At 71.8% G+C, this 15,334-nt stretch carries 16 protein-coding genes; 10 read left to right on the top strand and 6 right to left on the bottom strand.

Annotated elements, in window-relative coordinates; all coding sequences use genetic code 11:
• Both ACWGKI_RS18485 and ACWGKI_RS18480 read right to left on the bottom strand, forming a co-directional pair.
• Positions 1-189: 3-deoxy-7-phosphoheptulonate synthase (locus ACWGKI_RS18485; RefSeq protein WP_452188954.1), on the bottom strand; the 189-nt coding region annotated here is incomplete at its 3' end.
• Positions 190-238: 49 nt separating this feature from the next.
• Complete coding sequence (locus tag ACWGKI_RS18480) at positions 239-1,465, bottom strand: pyrophosphate--fructose-6-phosphate 1-phosphotransferase (protein WP_380245271.1); 1,227 nt, start codon at positions 1,463-1,465, stop codon at positions 239-241.
• 166 nt (positions 1,466-1,631) lie between these two features.
• Here ACWGKI_RS18480 and ACWGKI_RS18475 point away from each other — a divergent pair, with 166 nt between their 5' ends.
• Positions 1,632-2,144: a GNAT family N-acetyltransferase gene (locus ACWGKI_RS18475; RefSeq protein ID WP_452188952.1), complete on the top strand. Its 513-nt coding sequence runs from the start codon at positions 1,632-1,634 to the stop codon at positions 2,142-2,144.
• A 27-nt stretch (positions 2,145-2,171) separates the two neighbouring features.
• Here the strand turns inward: ACWGKI_RS18475 and ACWGKI_RS18470 are convergent, their stop codons facing one another.
• Complete coding sequence (locus tag ACWGKI_RS18470; protein ID WP_380245269.1) at positions 2,172-2,909, bottom strand: lysophospholipid acyltransferase family protein; 738 nt, start codon at positions 2,907-2,909, stop codon at positions 2,172-2,174.
• Between the two features lie 116 nt (positions 2,910-3,025).
• Here ACWGKI_RS18470 and ACWGKI_RS18465 point away from each other — a divergent pair, with 116 nt between their 5' ends.
• Positions 3,026-3,535, top strand: coding sequence for a hypothetical protein (locus ACWGKI_RS18465; RefSeq protein WP_380245268.1), 510 nt, complete (start codon positions 3,026-3,028; stop codon positions 3,533-3,535).
• A gap of 93 nt (positions 3,536-3,628) precedes the next feature.
• Here ACWGKI_RS18465 and ACWGKI_RS18460 read toward each other — a convergent pair whose 3' ends face one another.
• Positions 3,629-4,573: an ROK family glucokinase gene (locus tag ACWGKI_RS18460; protein WP_380245267.1), complete on the bottom strand. Its 945-nt coding sequence runs from the start codon at positions 4,571-4,573 to the stop codon at positions 3,629-3,631.
• Positions 4,574-4,806: 233 nt separating this feature from the next.
• Between ACWGKI_RS18460 and ACWGKI_RS18455 the strand changes: the two genes are divergently transcribed.
• The 3 genes from ACWGKI_RS18455 (at position 4,807) to ACWGKI_RS18445 (ending at position 8,759) form a co-directional block, all read left to right on the top strand.
• Positions 4,807-6,618, top strand: a complete 1,812-nt coding sequence (locus ACWGKI_RS18455; RefSeq protein WP_380245266.1) for an AMP-dependent synthetase/ligase — start codon at positions 4,807-4,809, stop codon at positions 6,616-6,618.
• Between the two features lie 108 nt (positions 6,619-6,726).
• Positions 6,727-8,484, top strand: coding sequence for a DEDD exonuclease domain-containing protein (locus ACWGKI_RS18450; RefSeq protein ID WP_452188949.1), 1,758 nt, complete (start codon positions 6,727-6,729; stop codon positions 8,482-8,484).
• Complete coding sequence (locus ACWGKI_RS18445) at positions 8,478-8,759, top strand: Lrp/AsnC family transcriptional regulator (RefSeq protein WP_380245000.1); 282 nt, start codon at positions 8,478-8,480, stop codon at positions 8,757-8,759. The genes ACWGKI_RS18450 and ACWGKI_RS18445 overlap by 7 nt, the downstream gene beginning before the upstream one ends.
• 13 nt (positions 8,760-8,772) lie before the next feature.
• Here ACWGKI_RS18445 and trpD read toward each other — a convergent pair whose 3' ends face one another.
• Both trpD and ACWGKI_RS18435 read right to left on the bottom strand, forming a co-directional pair.
• Positions 8,773-9,867, bottom strand: coding sequence for an anthranilate phosphoribosyltransferase (gene trpD, locus ACWGKI_RS18440; RefSeq protein ID WP_452188946.1), 1,095 nt, complete (start codon positions 9,865-9,867; stop codon positions 8,773-8,775).
• A gap of 66 nt (positions 9,868-9,933) precedes the next feature.
• On the bottom strand, positions 9,934-10,398 hold the full coding sequence (locus ACWGKI_RS18435; RefSeq protein ID WP_452188945.1) for a hypothetical protein: 465 nt from the start codon (positions 10,396-10,398) through the stop codon (positions 9,934-9,936).
• 264 nt (positions 10,399-10,662) lie between these two features.
• On the opposite strand from ACWGKI_RS18435, the gene ctaE reads away from it, so the two are divergent.
• From ctaE to ACWGKI_RS18410, 5 genes are all read left to right on the top strand, one after another.
• Positions 10,663-11,316, top strand: a complete 654-nt coding sequence (gene ctaE, locus ACWGKI_RS18430) for an aa3-type cytochrome oxidase subunit III (protein WP_452188943.1) — start codon at positions 10,663-10,665, stop codon at positions 11,314-11,316.
• A gap of 68 nt (positions 11,317-11,384) precedes the next feature.
• Positions 11,385-12,164, top strand: coding sequence for a cytochrome bc1 complex diheme cytochrome c subunit (qcrC, locus tag ACWGKI_RS18425; protein ID WP_452188941.1), 780 nt, complete (start codon positions 11,385-11,387; stop codon positions 12,162-12,164).
• A complete protein-coding gene (gene qcrA / locus ACWGKI_RS18420) occupies positions 12,161-13,213 on the top strand; it encodes a cytochrome bc1 complex Rieske iron-sulfur subunit (protein WP_380245005.1) in 1,053 nt (350 codons plus the stop codon). The genes qcrC and qcrA overlap by 4 nt, the downstream gene beginning before the upstream one ends.
• The gene (gene qcrB, locus ACWGKI_RS18415) at positions 13,210-14,913 is read left to right on the top strand and encodes a cytochrome bc1 complex cytochrome b subunit (protein WP_380245006.1); all 1,704 of its coding nucleotides are present in this window, start codon (positions 13,210-13,212) and stop codon (positions 14,911-14,913) included. The genes qcrA and qcrB overlap by 4 nt, the downstream gene beginning before the upstream one ends.
• A 170-nt stretch (positions 14,914-15,083) precedes the next feature.
• Positions 15,084-15,334, top strand: a 251-nt coding sequence (locus ACWGKI_RS18410; protein WP_452188938.1) for a superoxide dismutase, incomplete at its 3' end; no start/stop codon positions are given.

Below are 15,334 nucleotides of genomic sequence, written 5' to 3'. Positions count from 1 at the left end.
GAGGCGCTCCGTGAGCCGCCTCGCCTCGGCCGGCACCACGAGCGGCGCCGCCTGCGAGAGCCTCCCCGCCACCGCCGCGAGCGCGTCGGCGTCCGGCCACGTGGGCTGCTGGCGCGCCTCGAGCGCCCGGAACCTGTCCAGGCCTGCGGGGTCGCTCCCGGGTGCCACGGTCTCGACGGCGGTGGTCATGCGGGCTGCTCCTGGGTCGGTGCGGGCCGGTGGCGGCGGGGTGGGGTCGTCAGTGCGCGGCGGGCTTCGCGGGGACCAGCGGCTGGCCGATGCCCGCGAGGATCTCGCCGAACCACTCCTGGCTGACGTCGAACGCCTTGCCACCCGCGATGCGGGGGAACGCGATCGCCTTGAGGCGGTCGCCGTCCTCCTCGTCGTGCCCGATGACGCCGGCCTCGCCGCGCAGGGCGCACTCGACCGCGAGGTCCGTCATCGACTTGATGAGGCGCAGGTCCTCGGCGTTCGCCGCCGCGGCGCGCGAGTAGTAGCCCGACTTCTGCACCATGACCTTCTCGGCGCCCAGCTTCTCCGCGAACTGCTTCGCGAACCACTGGCCCGGGTTGATGGTGTCGAGCTTGACGTGGCCGAACGGGTCGCGCGGGACCTCCTCGCCGGCGGCCTCGAGCTGCTCGACGATCTCGTTCATGCCCGCACCCTCCGACAGGAAGATGTTGACGTTGCCGATCTCGTCCATGACGGCGCGCAGGCGCGCGGCCTCGGCGTCGATGTCGATCTCGAGCTCGGGCAGGAAGACCGCGTGCACGTCCCAGCGCTCGCGCGTCAGGCCGAGGGCGGGCGCCCACTCCTGCGCGTCGAGCCACTTGCGGTACTCCTTCGCGGTGGCCGCGGTGAGCCAGCCGCAGTGGCGGCCCATGACCTCGTGCACGATGAGCATGCGCGGGCCGGAGCGGTGCTCCCCGATGACGTTCGCGGCGAAGCCCGCGGCCTCCTCGGCCGCCGTCCAGGCGCCGAGCGACTGGCGGATGGGCACCACGTCGTTGTCGATCGTCTTGGGCAGGCCGACCACGGTGAGCTCGTAGCCGTTGTCGTGGAGGTAGGCAGCAAGGTCCGCGGCCGTGGTGTTGGTGTCGTCACCGCCGATGGTGTGCAGCACGTCGACACCGTCGGCTTTGAGCTGCTCGGCGGCGACCTCGAGCGGGTTCTGGCCCTCCTGCACGAGCCCGCGCTTGACGCAGTCCGCGGCGTTGGTGAGCTTGACGCGAGAGTTGCCGATGGGCGAGCCGCCGAAACGGTGCAGGATGCCGGCCTGCTTGCGGGCCTCGTCGTCGACCACGATCTTCGTGCCCGTGAGGAGCCCGTGGTAGCCGTACTGGTAGGCGATGATCTCGATCGACGGGTCGAGCTCCGTGTAGCGCTCGATGAGGCCGCCGACGGCGGAGGACAGGCAGGGCGCGAAGCCGCCGGCGGTCAGGAGAGCCACGCGACGAACCGACATGACAGGGGCTACCTCTCGGTGGGGGACGGGATCCCTCCCATCCTAGGAGCACCGCCAGGGGGCCGGCTCCGGCCGTCCGCCGGGCGAACGGCCCTGCCCGCCGGCCTGGGCCCGTGAGATGATGTCCGCAGAACCTTCCCGTCGTCCGACGGGGAGGTTCTTGCGTATGACGACTTCTTCTCACCCCCGCCCCGACGTCCGCACCGCCACCGCGGCCGACGCCGACGTCCTCGAGCGACTCTGGGCGCTCTTCCGCCACGACCTCTCCGACGTCACCGGGGAGCTGCCGCGCCCCGACGGCCGCTTCCGCGACGAGCGTCTGCGCGCAGCCCTCGACGGTGCACCCGGCTGGTGCGCGCACCTCGCCGCCGTGGACGGCCGGCCGGTGGCGTTCGCCCTGGTCCGGGGCGTCGACTCCCCCGTGCGGGTGCTGTCCGCGTTCTTCGTCGCGCGAGCCGCCCGCCGGCACGGCGTCGGCCGTGCCGTCGCCGCCGACGTGCTGCGGCGCACGCCGGGTACGTGGGAGATCGCGTTCCAGGACGCGAACCCGGCCGCGGCAGCGTTCTGGCCGCGGGTCGCGGCAGACGTCGCGGGCGACCGCTGGGCGCTCGAGCACCGCGCGGTGCCGGACGGCCGCGACCTGCCGCCGGACGCGTGGATCCGGCTCCGGGTGGCGTGAGCGGGACGCCGGTCGCGCGCAGGAGCCTCAGGGGGCCGCGGCGGGCTCCTGAGGGGGCTCGTCGGGCGAGGCGGGATGCTGTGCCGCGGCCGCGAGCCGGGCCTTCATCGTGGCCGCGTACACGTCGACGTACTCCTGGTCGGACAGTCGCAGGATGGCGTACATGATCTCGTCGGTCACGGACCGCAGGACGAACCTGTCGTTCTCCATCCCGCGGTAACGGCTGAAGTCGAGCGGCTCCCCGAACACGATGCCGATGGGCATCGGCTTCGGGACCGACCGTCCCAGCGGTTGCGCCACGTCGGTGCCCACCATCGCGACCGGGACGACGGGCGCGCCGGACTCGAGCGCGAGACGCGCGACACCGGTCTTGCCGCGGTACAGCCGGCCGTCCGGGCTGCGCGTGCCCTCGGGGTAGATGCCGAACAGGTCACCCTCGTCGAGCACGCGCAGCCCCGTGCGCAGGGCCGCCTCGCTGGCCTTGCCGCCCGACCGGTCCACCGGGATGGTGCCCACCCCGCGCATGAAGCCGGCCACCATCCGGCCGCGCACGCCCCCGCCCGTGAAGTAGTCCGACTTGCCCAGGAACTGCACCTGCCGGTCCACGACGAGCGGCAGCACGAACGAGTCGATGACCGCGAGGTGGTTGCTCGCCAGGATCGCCGGACCCGAGGACGGGATGTGCTCCACGCCCTTGGTCCAGGGGCGGAACGCCAGCCGGAGCCACGGCCCCACCACCACGTTCTTCATCACCCAGTAGAACAACTGTCCTCCTCGCCCAGTGCCGACAGCGCCCCGTCAGCGGTCCGCCTGCGACGGCCCTGGCGCCGGCGGGAGTCGCCACCGACACGAAGCATCGTCCACGACAATAGAGTGAACCCATGCCCGTACCGAACCCGGACGCCGAACCGGACCTGCCGGACGACGACCTGCCCGACGACGCCGTCGAGGCGCGCTGGGCGGACATCGTCGCGCAGCTCGGCCCCCTCGGCGACGACGCCCGCGGCGGCGCCGACCGCGGGGCGCAGGCGGGTCCGACCCCAGCAGACGCTCCCGGCGCGACGGGAGCCACCGGTACCGGCCCTCGCGACTGGCCGGTCACGCCCGAGGTCGAGGCGCTCGAGGAGACGGAGTCTCATTTCACGCCGCCGGAGCCGGAAGCGGTCCTGTCCCGCGACCCGCTGCTGACCCTGGCGTGGGCCCTCGTGGTCGTGATCCCCGTGCTGGTGGTCGTGGGGGTCGTCGTGCGCGCCGCAGCGCCCTCGCTCCGCATCCCGACCTGGTCCGGGCCGGTCGCCGGGCTGCTGTTCCTCGTCGCGCTCGGCGTGCTGATCTGGCGCATGCCGCACCGCCGCGACCCGGACGACCACGGCACGGGCGCCGTCGTCTGAACCGGGACGCGGTCGAGAGCTGCGGTCACGGCCGCCGTCGAGACCGTGGGCAGGGTCGCGCCACGGTCGCGCCAGGGTCGCTTCAGCGTCGAGTCAGCGGCGCGCGAGGTCGGCGGCACCGATGATGCCGGCCTCGTTGCCGTGCTCGGCGAGCTCGATCTGGGCCACCGGCCGGTGTCCGAGGGCGGAGAGCTGCGCCTCGTAGGCCTTGCGCACGGGCAGGAGCAGCAGGTCGCCGGCCGCGCCGACGCCGCCGCCGATGACGATCAGCTCCGGGTCCAGCAGGGCAGCCACGGACGCCGACCCCTCCCCGATCCAGCGACCGAGGGTCGCCAGGAGCTCGACGGCGAGCTCGTCACCCTCCTGCGCGGCCTTCGTGACGTGCGGCCCCTCGATCCCGCCGGTCTCGCCGCCGGCGAGCTCCAGGAGCCGGGTGGCACGGTCGGGCTGCGCGATCGCAGCCTGGCGGGCGTCGCGCACGAGCGCGGTGCCGGACGCGTACTGCTCCCAGCACCCCTCGTGCCCGCACCCGCAGTAGTGACCGCCGGGCACGACGCGCATGTGACCGACCTCGGCGGCCACGCCCCACTTGCCGCGGACCAGCTCGCGGTCCACCACGATCGCCCCGCCGAGCCCCGTGCCGACCGTGAGCATCAGCATGTCGGTCGCCTCTCGGGCAGCACCGAAGCGGAACTCCGCCCAGCCGGCGGCGTTCGCGTCGTTCTCCACCACCACCGGCACGTCGAGGTCGAGCAGGCCCTCGAGGCGCTCGGCCAGCGGGTACTCGCGCCAGGCGATGTTCGGCGCGAACTGCACCGACCGGCGGTCCGGGCTGACGAAGCCGGCCGCCGCGAGCCCGATCGCCCCGACCTCGTGCTCCTTGGCCAGCTCGGCGCACGCGTCGGCGATGGCACGGTCGATGCCGGCGACGTCGTCGGCGGCCGTCTCGCGGCGTACCTTCGCGAGGATCGTGCCCGCCTCGTCCACCACACCCACGGCAATCTTCGTGCCGCCGATGTCGACTCCGATGGCGTGCATGCAGGGACCTCACGTTCATGTGTCGGGACGCCGCGTCCGTGCGGCGCGTCACCCGTTCGCCGAGCGGCTCGGGGGCGCGCGGTGCGCGCAGGGTCCAGACTAGCCACCACCACCGAGAGGGTGCGACGCTCGTCCGTCACCGAACCGTGTCCTGGACCTCGGGTGAGACCCGGTATCGTGACCAGCTGGGACCGAACCCCCGGCAAATGCACAGCATGGACGATGGAGTCAGCATGGACGAGATCACCATCCCGCAGGCGGTCGAGCTGCCTGCCACGTCGAACCTCAACGACCTCCTCGCCACCCGCGTGGCGAGCGACCCGAGCGCCACCCTCGCCGAGCGGCCCGCCGGTGACGGCTGGGAGCCGGTCTCGGGCGCACAGTTCGACGCCGAGGTGGTGGCCGTCGCCAAGGGGCTCGTGGCGAAGGGCGTGCAGCCCGGGGACCCCGTCGGCATCATGTCCCACACGCGCTACGAGTGGACGCTCCTCGACTTCGCCGCGTGGGCCGCCGGCGCAGTGCCCGTCCCGATCTACGAGACGTCCTCTGCCGAGCAGGTCGAGTGGATCCTCACCGACTCCGGGATCACGCTCCTCGTGGTGGAGGACGCGGGCCTCGCCGCCACCGTCGCCGAGGTCTCCGACCGCGCCCCCGCCCTGCGCGAGGTCCTCGAGCTCGAGAGCGGCGCGATCGCCGCGCTCACCGCCGCCGGCGCCGAGGTGCCCGACGAGGAGATCGTGCGCCGCCGGGCGATCGCGGACCTCGCCGACGTCGCGACCATCATCTACACCTCCGGCACCACGGGCACGCCCAAGGGCGCCGAGATCACCCACGGGAACCTCGCGCTGCTCGGGGTGAACGCGGTGGCGGCCGTCCCGGACGTCTTCAAGGACGGCGGGCGCACGCTGCTCTTCCTCCCCCTCGCGCACGTGTTCGCCCGCTACATCGAGATCCTCGCCATCGCGAGCGGCACGGTGCTCGGGCACTGGGGCGACCTGAAGACCGTCACCGCGGGCCTCGGCGCGTTCCGGCCCACCTACATCCTCGCGGTGCCGCGGGTCTTCGAGAAGGTCTACAACGCGGCCGAGCAGAGCGCCGCGGCGGGCGGCAAGCTCAAGATCTTCCACTGGGCCGCCGCCACCGGCATCGCGTACTCCCGCGCCCTCGACACCCCGTCCGGGCCGTCGTTGTGGCTGCGTCTGCAGCACAAGGTCGCGGACACGCTGGTGTTCTCGAAGCTGCGCGCGGTGCTCGGCGGCCAGGCCCAGTACGCGGTCTCCGGCGGCGGACCGCTCGGCGAGCGGCTCGGCCACTTCTTCCGTGGCCTGGGCGTCACGATCCTCGAGGGCTACGGCCTCACCGAGACCACGGCACCCACCAGCGTGAACCGTCCCGACGCGATCAAGATCGGCTCGGTCGGACCCCAGCTGCCCGGCTGCGGGGTGCGCATCGCACCGGACGGCGAGGTGCTCCTGCGCGGCATCCAGGTGTTCCGCGGCTATCACAACAACCCGCAGGCGACCGCCGAGGCGTTCGACGACGGCTGGTTCCGCAGCGGCGACCTCGGCGTCCTCGACGACGACGGCTTCCTCACCATCACGGGCCGCAAGAAGGAGATCATCGTGACCGCGGGCGGCAAGAACGTCGCCCCCGCGATGCTGGAGGACCGGATCCGCGCCCACGCCCTGGTGAGCCAGTGCGTCGTGGTCGGCGACAACCGGCCCTTCATCGCCGCGCTGGTCACCCTGGACGCCGAGGGCCTGCCGGGCTGGCTGAAGATGCACGGGAAGCCGGAGATGCCGCCTGAGCAGGCCGCCACCGACCCCGACGTCCTCGCCGCCCTCGACGCCGCCGTCACCCGGGCGAACCAAGCCGTGTCGAAGGCGGAGTCGATCCGCAAGTTCGCCGTGCTCCCGGGCGACCTCACCGTCGAGAACGGCTACCTCACCCCCAAGCAGAGCGTGCGCCGGCACGTGTTCGTCAAGGACTTCGCGACCGAGATCGACGAGCTGTACGTCGACACGCGGCAGAAGTCCGCGAGCTGACCGGAACCGCCACAGCACCGACCGTGCTGACTTGATCCTCAAGACCGTGTCTTGAGGATCAGGTCAGCACGGTCGATGCCTGTCGGTGGTCCTCGTTACGGTCCCGGCATGCCGAGCACCACCCCGCCCGCGCCGAGCCCGACGGCGCTCCAGCCGTCCTTCGAGGACCTCGGCACCCCGCTGCGCGACGTCACCTTCGTCGTCGTCGACCTCGAGACCACGGGCGGACGAGCCTCCGACGGCGGGATCACCGAGATCGGCGCGGTGAAGGTGCAGGCCGGCGAGGTCCTCGGCGAGCTCCAGTCGCTCGTCAACCCGGGGCATCCGGTGCCGGCCTTCGTGGCCCGGCTCACGGGCATCACGTCGTCGATGGTTGCGACCGCTCCCCCGGTCGAGCTCGTCCTGCCGAGCTTCCTGGAGTTCGCGCGCGACGCCGTGCTGGTGGCGCACAACGCCCCGTTCGACGTCGGCTTCCTGCGGGCCGCGTGCGACCGCCTGGGCTACGACTGGCCAGGGTTCCGTGTGGTGGACACGGTGCCGCTCGCGCGGCGCGTCGTCACGCGCGACGAGGCACCGAACCACAAGCTCTCCACGCTCGCGGCGCTCTTCCGCGCCCGGGTGACTCCCGAGCACCGGGCGCTGGCGGACGCGCGCGCGACGGTCGACGTGCTGCACGCCCTCCTGGAGCGCCTGGCCCCCCTCGGGATCACCCACCTGGAGGACCTCGCCACCGCGGCGGACCCCGTGCCGCCCGACGTCCGCCGCAAGCGCACCCTTGCCGACGACCTCCCCGAGGCACCGGGCGTCTACCTCTTCCGCGGCCCCGGGGAGGAGGTGCTGTACGTCGGCACCTCCACGAACCTGCGCAAGCGCGTGCGGTCGTACTTCACGGCCGCCGAGAAGCGCAGCCGCATCACGGAGATGGTGCGCATCGCGCACGCGGTCACTCCGGTCGTCTGCGCGACACCGCTCGAGGCGCAGGTGCGCGAGCTGCGGCTCATCGCCGAGCACGCCCCGCGCTACAACCGGCGCTCCAAGCATCCCGAGCGCCAGACGTGGGTGCGCCTCACCGACGAGGCCTACCCACGGCTGTCGGTCGTGCGGGAGGTGCGTGCGGGCGCCCCGCACATCGGTCCGTTCACCTCGCGACAGGCGGCCCAGGCCGCGGTGGACGCCCTGCACGACGCCCTGCCGCTGCGGCAGTGCACCGCCCGGCTGCCGCGGGTCGCGCGGACCCCGGGCAGCCCGTGCGCGCTCGCCGGGATGGGGAGGTGCTCGGCCCCGTGCACCGCGACGGGTACGGCCGACGTCGGGTACGACGCTGTCGTGGACGCCGCGCGCACCGCCCTCACCGGGGACCCGTCGCTCGTCGTCGACGCGCTCGCCGCCCGGGTCGCACGGCTCGCCGCGCAGGAGCGCTTCGAGGAGGCCGGGCAGGTCACCCACCGGCTCCGGGCGTTCGTCCAGGGCGCCGCCCGTGCGCAGCGGCTCGACCCCGTCGCGCGGTGCGCCGAGCTCGTCGCCGCACGACCGACGCCTGCCGGGGGCTGGGAGCTCGTCGTCGTGAAGCACGGCAGGCTCGCCGCCACGGCGGTGACGGGCCCGGACGACGACCCGCTCCCCGTGGTCGACGCCCTGCGCGCCACGGCCGAGGTCGTCGCCCCGTCGGTGGCGCCGGCACCCGCCTGCCACCCGGAGGAGGCCGCGCTGGTGCTCGCCTGGCTCGAGGAGCCGGGTGTCCGCCTCGTGCACGTCAGCGACCCGTGGTCGTGCCCGGCGCGCTCCGCCGCCGCCCACGTCGACCTCGCGGCAGTGTCGGCGAGCGTCGCGGACCACGCCGCCGTGGCTACGATGACCGCATGCTGACCGCCATCGTGCTCATCGACACCGAGGCCGACCAGATCCCCGAGGTCGCCACCAAGGTCACCGATCTCAAGGGGGTCAGCGAGGTCTACTCCGTCACCGGCAAGGCCGACCTCGTCGCCATGGTGCGGGTGCGCGAGCACGAGGAGCTGGCCGACGTCATCGCGGACGGCATCAGCAAGGTCCCGGGCGTCGTGCGCACGGAGACGCTCATCGCGTTCCGCACCTACTCGAACGTGGACCTGGAGCAGGCGTTCGCGATCGGCCTCGACGACTGACACCGACCGCGGGTCAGTCCTGCGTCGCGGCGGCCCAGCGCTCCAGGACGCGGGCGGCGGCGCCGTCGTCGATGCTGCGCGCAGCGTGGCCGATGCCGGCCGACAGCCGCTCCACGAGCGTGCCGGCGTCCGTGGCGGGCAGGCTGCCGTCCGCGGCGAGGGCGGCCGCCGCGTTGAGCAGCACCGTCTCGCGCACCGGGCCCTGGTCGACGCCCGTGAGGACGTCGCGCGCCACCGCCGCGTTGTGGCTCGCGTCGGCGCCGCGCAGGTCGGCCACGTCGATGCGCCGCAGCCCGAGGTCGGCCGCGGCGTCGAGACGCACCTCGGTGACCTGACCGTCGCGGACCTCCCAGACCGTCGATCCGCCCGTCGCGGCGAGCTCGTCCAGGCCGTCGTCGCCCCGGAACACGAGCGCCCGGGTGCCCCGCGCGGCGAAGACGCCTGCCACCAGCGGCGCCATCCGGGCGTCCGCGACCCCGACGGCCGTGGCGCGGGGCTGCGCTGGGTTGGTCAGCGGACCGAGGAAGTTGAAGGCGGTCGCGACGCCGAGCTCCTTGCGCGCCACGCCGGCGTGCCGGAACGAGGGGTGGAAGACCATCGCGAAGCAGAACGTGATGCCGACCTGCTCCGCCAGCTCCGCGACGCGCTCGGGACCGTGGTCCAGGCGCACCCCCAGCGCCTCGAGGACGTCGGCCGAGCCCGACGACGAGGACGCGGCGCGGTTGCCGTGCTTCACCACCTTGACGCCCGTGCCCGCCACGACGACCGCGGCCATGGTGGAGATGTTCACCGTGTGCGCCCGGTCGCCACCGCTGCCGACGATGTCGACGCTCGGGCCGGGGACGGTGAAGCGGCGCGCGTGGGCCAGCATCGTGTCCGCGAGCCCGGTCAGCTCCTCCACCGTCTCGCCCTTGGCCCGAAGCCCCACGAGGAAGGCCGCGAGCCGGGCCGGCGACACCTCGCCCGACATCACCGCGTCCATCGCCCAGGCGGTGTCCCGCGCGCTCAGGTCGTGGCCGGAGATGAGCTCCGTGAGCAGGCCGGGCCACGTCTGCTCGGGCGACGTCTGCTCGGGCTGCGCGGGCACGGGGCTGTCGTTCGTGGGCACCAGGTTCCTCCGGTTCGGTGGTCGCGCGGTCCGGACGCACCTGGTGCGACCCTCAGGGTCGGTCGGTCAGGCCGTCGCGGCGAGCTGGCCGGCCACCGTGCGCTGCAGCTCGATCACGTCGAGCGGCCGCGGCACCACGGCGTCGGCGAGCGACCACGATGCTAGCCATCCGTCGTCCGGCCTGCCGGTGAGGACCACGACGGGCGGGCAGCGGTACACCTCGTTCTTGAGCTGACGGCACAGACCCATCCCGCCGGCCTTGTCCGCCTCCCCGTCGAGCACGAGCAGGTCCCACCCGCCGCGGTCGGCGGCGGCGACCACCGCGGCGGGGGTCGCGACCTCGGCCCAGGCGATCTCCGGGGCGTGCGCGCGCAGGCGGGGCCCGACCGCGTCGCGCACCTGCGCCCGCACCGTCCTGTCGTCGCTGTAGAGCAGGATCCGCGGTCCCCGCGCGGGGGCGGCGGGCTCGACCCCGTCGCTCGGGTGGTCCGTCGTCAGATCCGTCGTCAGACCTGTCGTCTGATCCGTCATCGAGGCTCCTCTTCGTGGACGTGCACGGCACCGGGCACGGACACGACGACCGGTACCGGCCCGCGGCCGCCGGACGTCGACGTTTGCTGGCATCGTGGCACACTCGCGTCACCTCGGGCAGTCGCCGAACGTGGTCTTTTACTGGCACTCTCCGGCGATCCGTCACCTCGTAGTGGCAGAGTGGCGAGTTTCCGCAGATTCTGTGCGCATCGACTTCGCGCAGCGCCCACACGAGTGGCTCGAAGCGGCCACATGTCGGCCATAATGGCTGACGTGTCGACCGCAACGGCTGCTGCCCCCCATGCCCACCAGCACGTGAGCGTCAACCGTCCGAACCCCGTGTCGGTCGGGACGATCGTCTGGCTCGCCAGCGAGCTGATGTTCTTCGCTGGCCTCTTCGCGATGTACTTCACCGTCCGCTCGGTGATGCCCGAGGCGGAGTGGGCCGCTCAGGCGGACAAGCTCAACCTCACCTTCTCGACGCTGAACACCACCGTGCTGGTGCTGTCGTCGGCCACCTGCCAGATGGGCGTGTGGGCCGCCGAGCGGTTCAAGCCGGCGCGGTCCGGCTCCATCCTGCAGGTGAACAAGTGGGGCATGCACGAGTGGATGACGCTGACGTACCTCATGGGTGCGTTCTTCATCGGCGGCCAGATCTTCGAGTACACCGAGCTGGTGCACGAGGGCCTGACCATCTCGTCCAGCCCGTACGGCTCGGTCTTCTACCTGACCACGGGCTTCCACGGCCTCCACGTGCTCGGCGGCCTCATCGCCTTCCTGTTCCTCCTGGGCCGCTCTTTCGCCGCCCGGAACTTCGGTCACCACGAGGCGACGACCGCGATCGTCACGTCCTACTACTGGCACTTCGTCGACGTGGTGTGGATCGCCCTCTTCGCTGTCATCTACCTCCTGCGCTGAACCCCCCGGGCCGGCTTCGGCGCCGGTCCTGACCCTGCACCTTCGATCTGCGAGACGAGGATCATTTCGTGAAGGCACTCGCCGCCCGCAGGCACCACCGGCTGGCGCCGGTCGTGCTGCTGCTGCTGGCGCTGCTGGTCACGGGCGGCGTCTACGCCGCCCTGGCCCCGAGCCCGGCCCAGGCCGACACCGCCAGCACCGCGGACATCGAGACCGGGAAGAAGCTCTTCCAGGCCAACTGCGCCACCTGCCACGGACCGAACGCGGAGGGCACCTCCCAGGCGCCGTCCCTGGTCGGCGTGGGCGCTGCCGCGGTCGACTTCCAGGTCTCCACCGGCCGGATGCCCATGCAGATGAACGGCCCCCAGGCCAGGGCGAAGCCCCGGCAGATGGACGAGGAGCAGACGGCCGCGCTCGCCGCGTACGTCGCCTCGCTCGGCGCCGGTCCTGCCATCCCCACCGACCAGGAGGTGGACGGCAGCAAGGGCGACCCGGCCAACGGCATGGCCCTGTTCCGCACCAACTGCGCGATGTGCCACAACGCCGTCGGCGCGGGTGGCGCACTCTCGGAGGGCAAGTTCGCGCCGCCGCTGTGGGACACCTCCAGCCGCAACGTGTACCAGGCCATGCTCACCGGCCCGCAGTCGATGCCGGTGTTCAACGACGCCAACATCACGCCTCACGAGAAGCGCGACATCATCGCGTTCCTCGACGAGCAGGACCAGGGTTCGGCGGGCGGCCTGACCCTCGGCTCGCTCGGCCCGGTCAGCGAGGGCCTGTGGGCCTGGGTCATCGGCATCGGCCTGATCATCGGCGGCGCTGTGTGGATCGGAGCAAAGTCCTCGTGAGCGAGAACCAGAACCCCCAGGGGCCGTCGCACGACGTGACCCCGCACCACGGCAACGGCACGGTCGCGCAGTCCGACCGCTTCGCCGACCCGGGCGTCCCGGCGCACCACCCGCGTCTCGCGGACAGCGACCCGAAGGCCGCCAAGCGCAACGAGCGGATCATCGCGATCCTCTTCGCGATCTCGTGCCTCGGCACCATCGGGTCCCTCGTGGCCTACTTCGCCGTGCGCCCGGACGGCACCACGCCCGGCGTGCGCATGTCGACCGTGCTGCTCGGCGTGGCGATCGCGGTGTCGCTGTTCGGCATCGGCTTCGCCGCCGTGCACTGGGCCAAGACCCTGATGTCCAACAAGGAGTACGTCGAGGAGCGCCACTCGAGCAGCAGCTCGGAGGAGGTCCGCGGCGCCGTCCAGCAGCAGTTCAAGGACGGCCTGGAGGACTCGGGCATCGCCCGTCGTCCCGTGCTCAAGGGCGCCGTCGTCTCGGCCCTGGCCCTCTTCCCGCTGACCATCGCCGTGCCGCTCGTCTCGAGCGTCGGCGGCGACTGGAACGTGAACAAGTTCCGGCACACGCTCTGGAAGAAGGGCGTCCGCCTCGCGTACGACCCGTCGGGCCGCCCGATCAAGGCGGCGGACCTCACGGTCGGCTCCGTCGCGCACGTCATCCCCGACGTGTCCGCCGAGGAGCGCGAGTCCCACGAGTGGATCACCGAGAAGGCCAAGTCCGTGGTCCTCCTCGTCCGCCTGGACCCGCGAGACCTCAAGCGCGACCACCGCCCCGGCGCCTCGTACGACGGCATCGTGGCCTACTCGAAGATCTGCACCCACGTGGGGTGCCCGGTCGCCCTCTACGAGCAGCAGACGCACCACCTGCTGTGCCCGTGCCACCAGTCGACCTTCGACGTCGCCGACGGCGCCAAGGTGGTCTTCGGCCCGGCCAAGCGCCCGCTGCCGCAGCTGCCCATCACCGTTGACGACGAGGGGTATCTTGTAGCTGAGGACGACTTCAACGAGCCCATCGGCCCGAGCTACTGGGAGCGCCTGAAGTGAGCACCACGACTACTCCCCCCGCCACGGCGGAGCCGACCACCGCGATCGGCAAGACCGCCGACTACCTCGACCAGCGGACCAAGATCGGCGTGCTCACCAAGCAGCTCGTCCGCAAGGTCTTCCCGGACCACTGGTCGTTCATGCTCGGCGAGATCGCGCTGTTCTCGTTCGTCGTGCTCCTCATCTCCGGCATCTTCCTGGCGATGTTCTTCGAGCCGTCGATGGCGCTCACCACGTACCACGGCCCCCCGGCGACCATGGACGGCCAGCTGATGTCGGTGGCCTTCTCGTCGACGCTCGACATGTCGTTCGAGGTGCGCGGCGGTCTGCTCATGCGGCAGATCCACCACTGGTCGGCGCTGATCTTCGTGGCCGGCATCGTGGTGCACATGATGCGCGTCTTCTTCACCGGCGCCTTCCGCAAGCCGCGTGAGCTCAACTGGCTCGTCGGCACGCTGCTGATGATCCTGAGCCTCCTCGCCGGCTTCTCCGGCTACTCGCTCCCGGACGACGTGCTCTCCGGCAACGGCCTGCGCATCACCGACGGCGTCGTGAAGTCGATCCCGATCATCGGGTCGTACCTCTCGTACTTCATCTTCGGCGGCGAGTTCCCGGGCGAGCACATCATCCCGCGCCTGTTCACCGTGCACATCCTGCTCGTGCCGGCGCTGATCCTGGCTCTCGTGGGCGTGCACCTGTTCCTCATGGTGCTGAACAAGCACACGCAGTACCCGGGCGGTGGCCGCACCAACAACAACGTCGTCGGCTACCCGGCCGTCCCGGCGTTCGCCACGAAGATGGGTGGAAACTTCTTCATCATCTTCGGCGTCCTGGCCCTCATGGGCGGCACGCTGGCGATCAACAACGTCTGGAACTACGGCCCGTACGACCCGTCGCCGGTGTCCGCGGGCGCCCAGCCTGACTGGTACATGCTGTTCCTCGAGGGATCGCTGCGCCTCATGCCGGGCCAGGCGGAGATCGTCACGTGGGGCGACTACACGCTCTCGCTGAACATCCTCGTGCCGGCGGTGATCATCCCCGGCCTGCTGTTCACCTTCCTGTTCGTGTACCCCTTCCTCGAGGCGAAGGTGACGGGCGACCACCGCGAGCACCACGTGCTCGACCGGCCGCGCAACGTCCCGACCCGCACCGGCCTGGGCGTCGCGTTCCTCACGGCGTTCGTCATCCTGGCGCTGGCGGGGTCGAACGACCTGATCGCCACGCACTTCTCGCTGTCGATCAACACGATCACGTGGGTCTTCCGGGTGCTGTTCTTCGCCGGGCCGGTCTTCGCCTTCTGGGTGACCAAGCGAATCTGCCTCGGCCTCCAGCGCAAGGACCGCGAGCTGGTGCTCCACGGTCACGAGACCGGGCGCATCGTCCGGTTCGCGAACGGCGAGTACATCGAGGTCCACCGGCCGCTCGACGAGCAGGAGCGTTGGCTGCGCGTCAACTACGAGGCGCGTCGACCGCTCGAGATCGAGCCCGCCAGCGACGCTCGCGGCGTCAAGCGCAAGGGCTACAAGATGGACAAGCGGTGGCAGCGGCTGTCGCAGTTCTTCTACGAGGACCGGGTGGAGCCCGTGACTCCTGCCGAGCTGGCGGCGGCGCACGCGCACGGCGAGCACGACGAGCTCGAGCCGGCAGACAAGACCCCCGAGCTGGTCTCGGGGTCTGGTTCCGTCGAGCGGGAACACTGAGTCTCCTGCAGGCTGGAACGGTGGCCCGCGCTCCCCTCCCCCGATCACTCGGGCGGGGTGCGCGGGCCTCCGTCGTCCCCGGCGGGTGAGCCCCGCCGGTCCCAGCGCTCGACGACGTCCCCACCGCATGCCGACCACGGCGTGCGGCAAGCAACCGGAGGTATCTCAGCATGGCTGTCTACACGCTCCCTGACCTGCCCTACGACTACAGCGCCCTGGAGCCGCACATCAGCGGCAAGATCATGGAGCTGCACCACGACAAGCACCACGCCACCTACGTCGCGGGCGCCAACACCGCCCTCGACAAGCTCGCCGAGGCCCGCGATTCCGGCGACCTCGCCGCGGTGAACCTGCACGAGAAGAACCTCGCGTTCAACCTCGGCGGCCACACCAACCACACCGTCTTCTGGCACAACCTGTC

The sequence above is a fragment of the Isoptericola sp. NPDC055881 genome, assembly GCF_053615895.1.
This window is presented reverse-complemented; position numbering and strand designations above follow the sequence as displayed.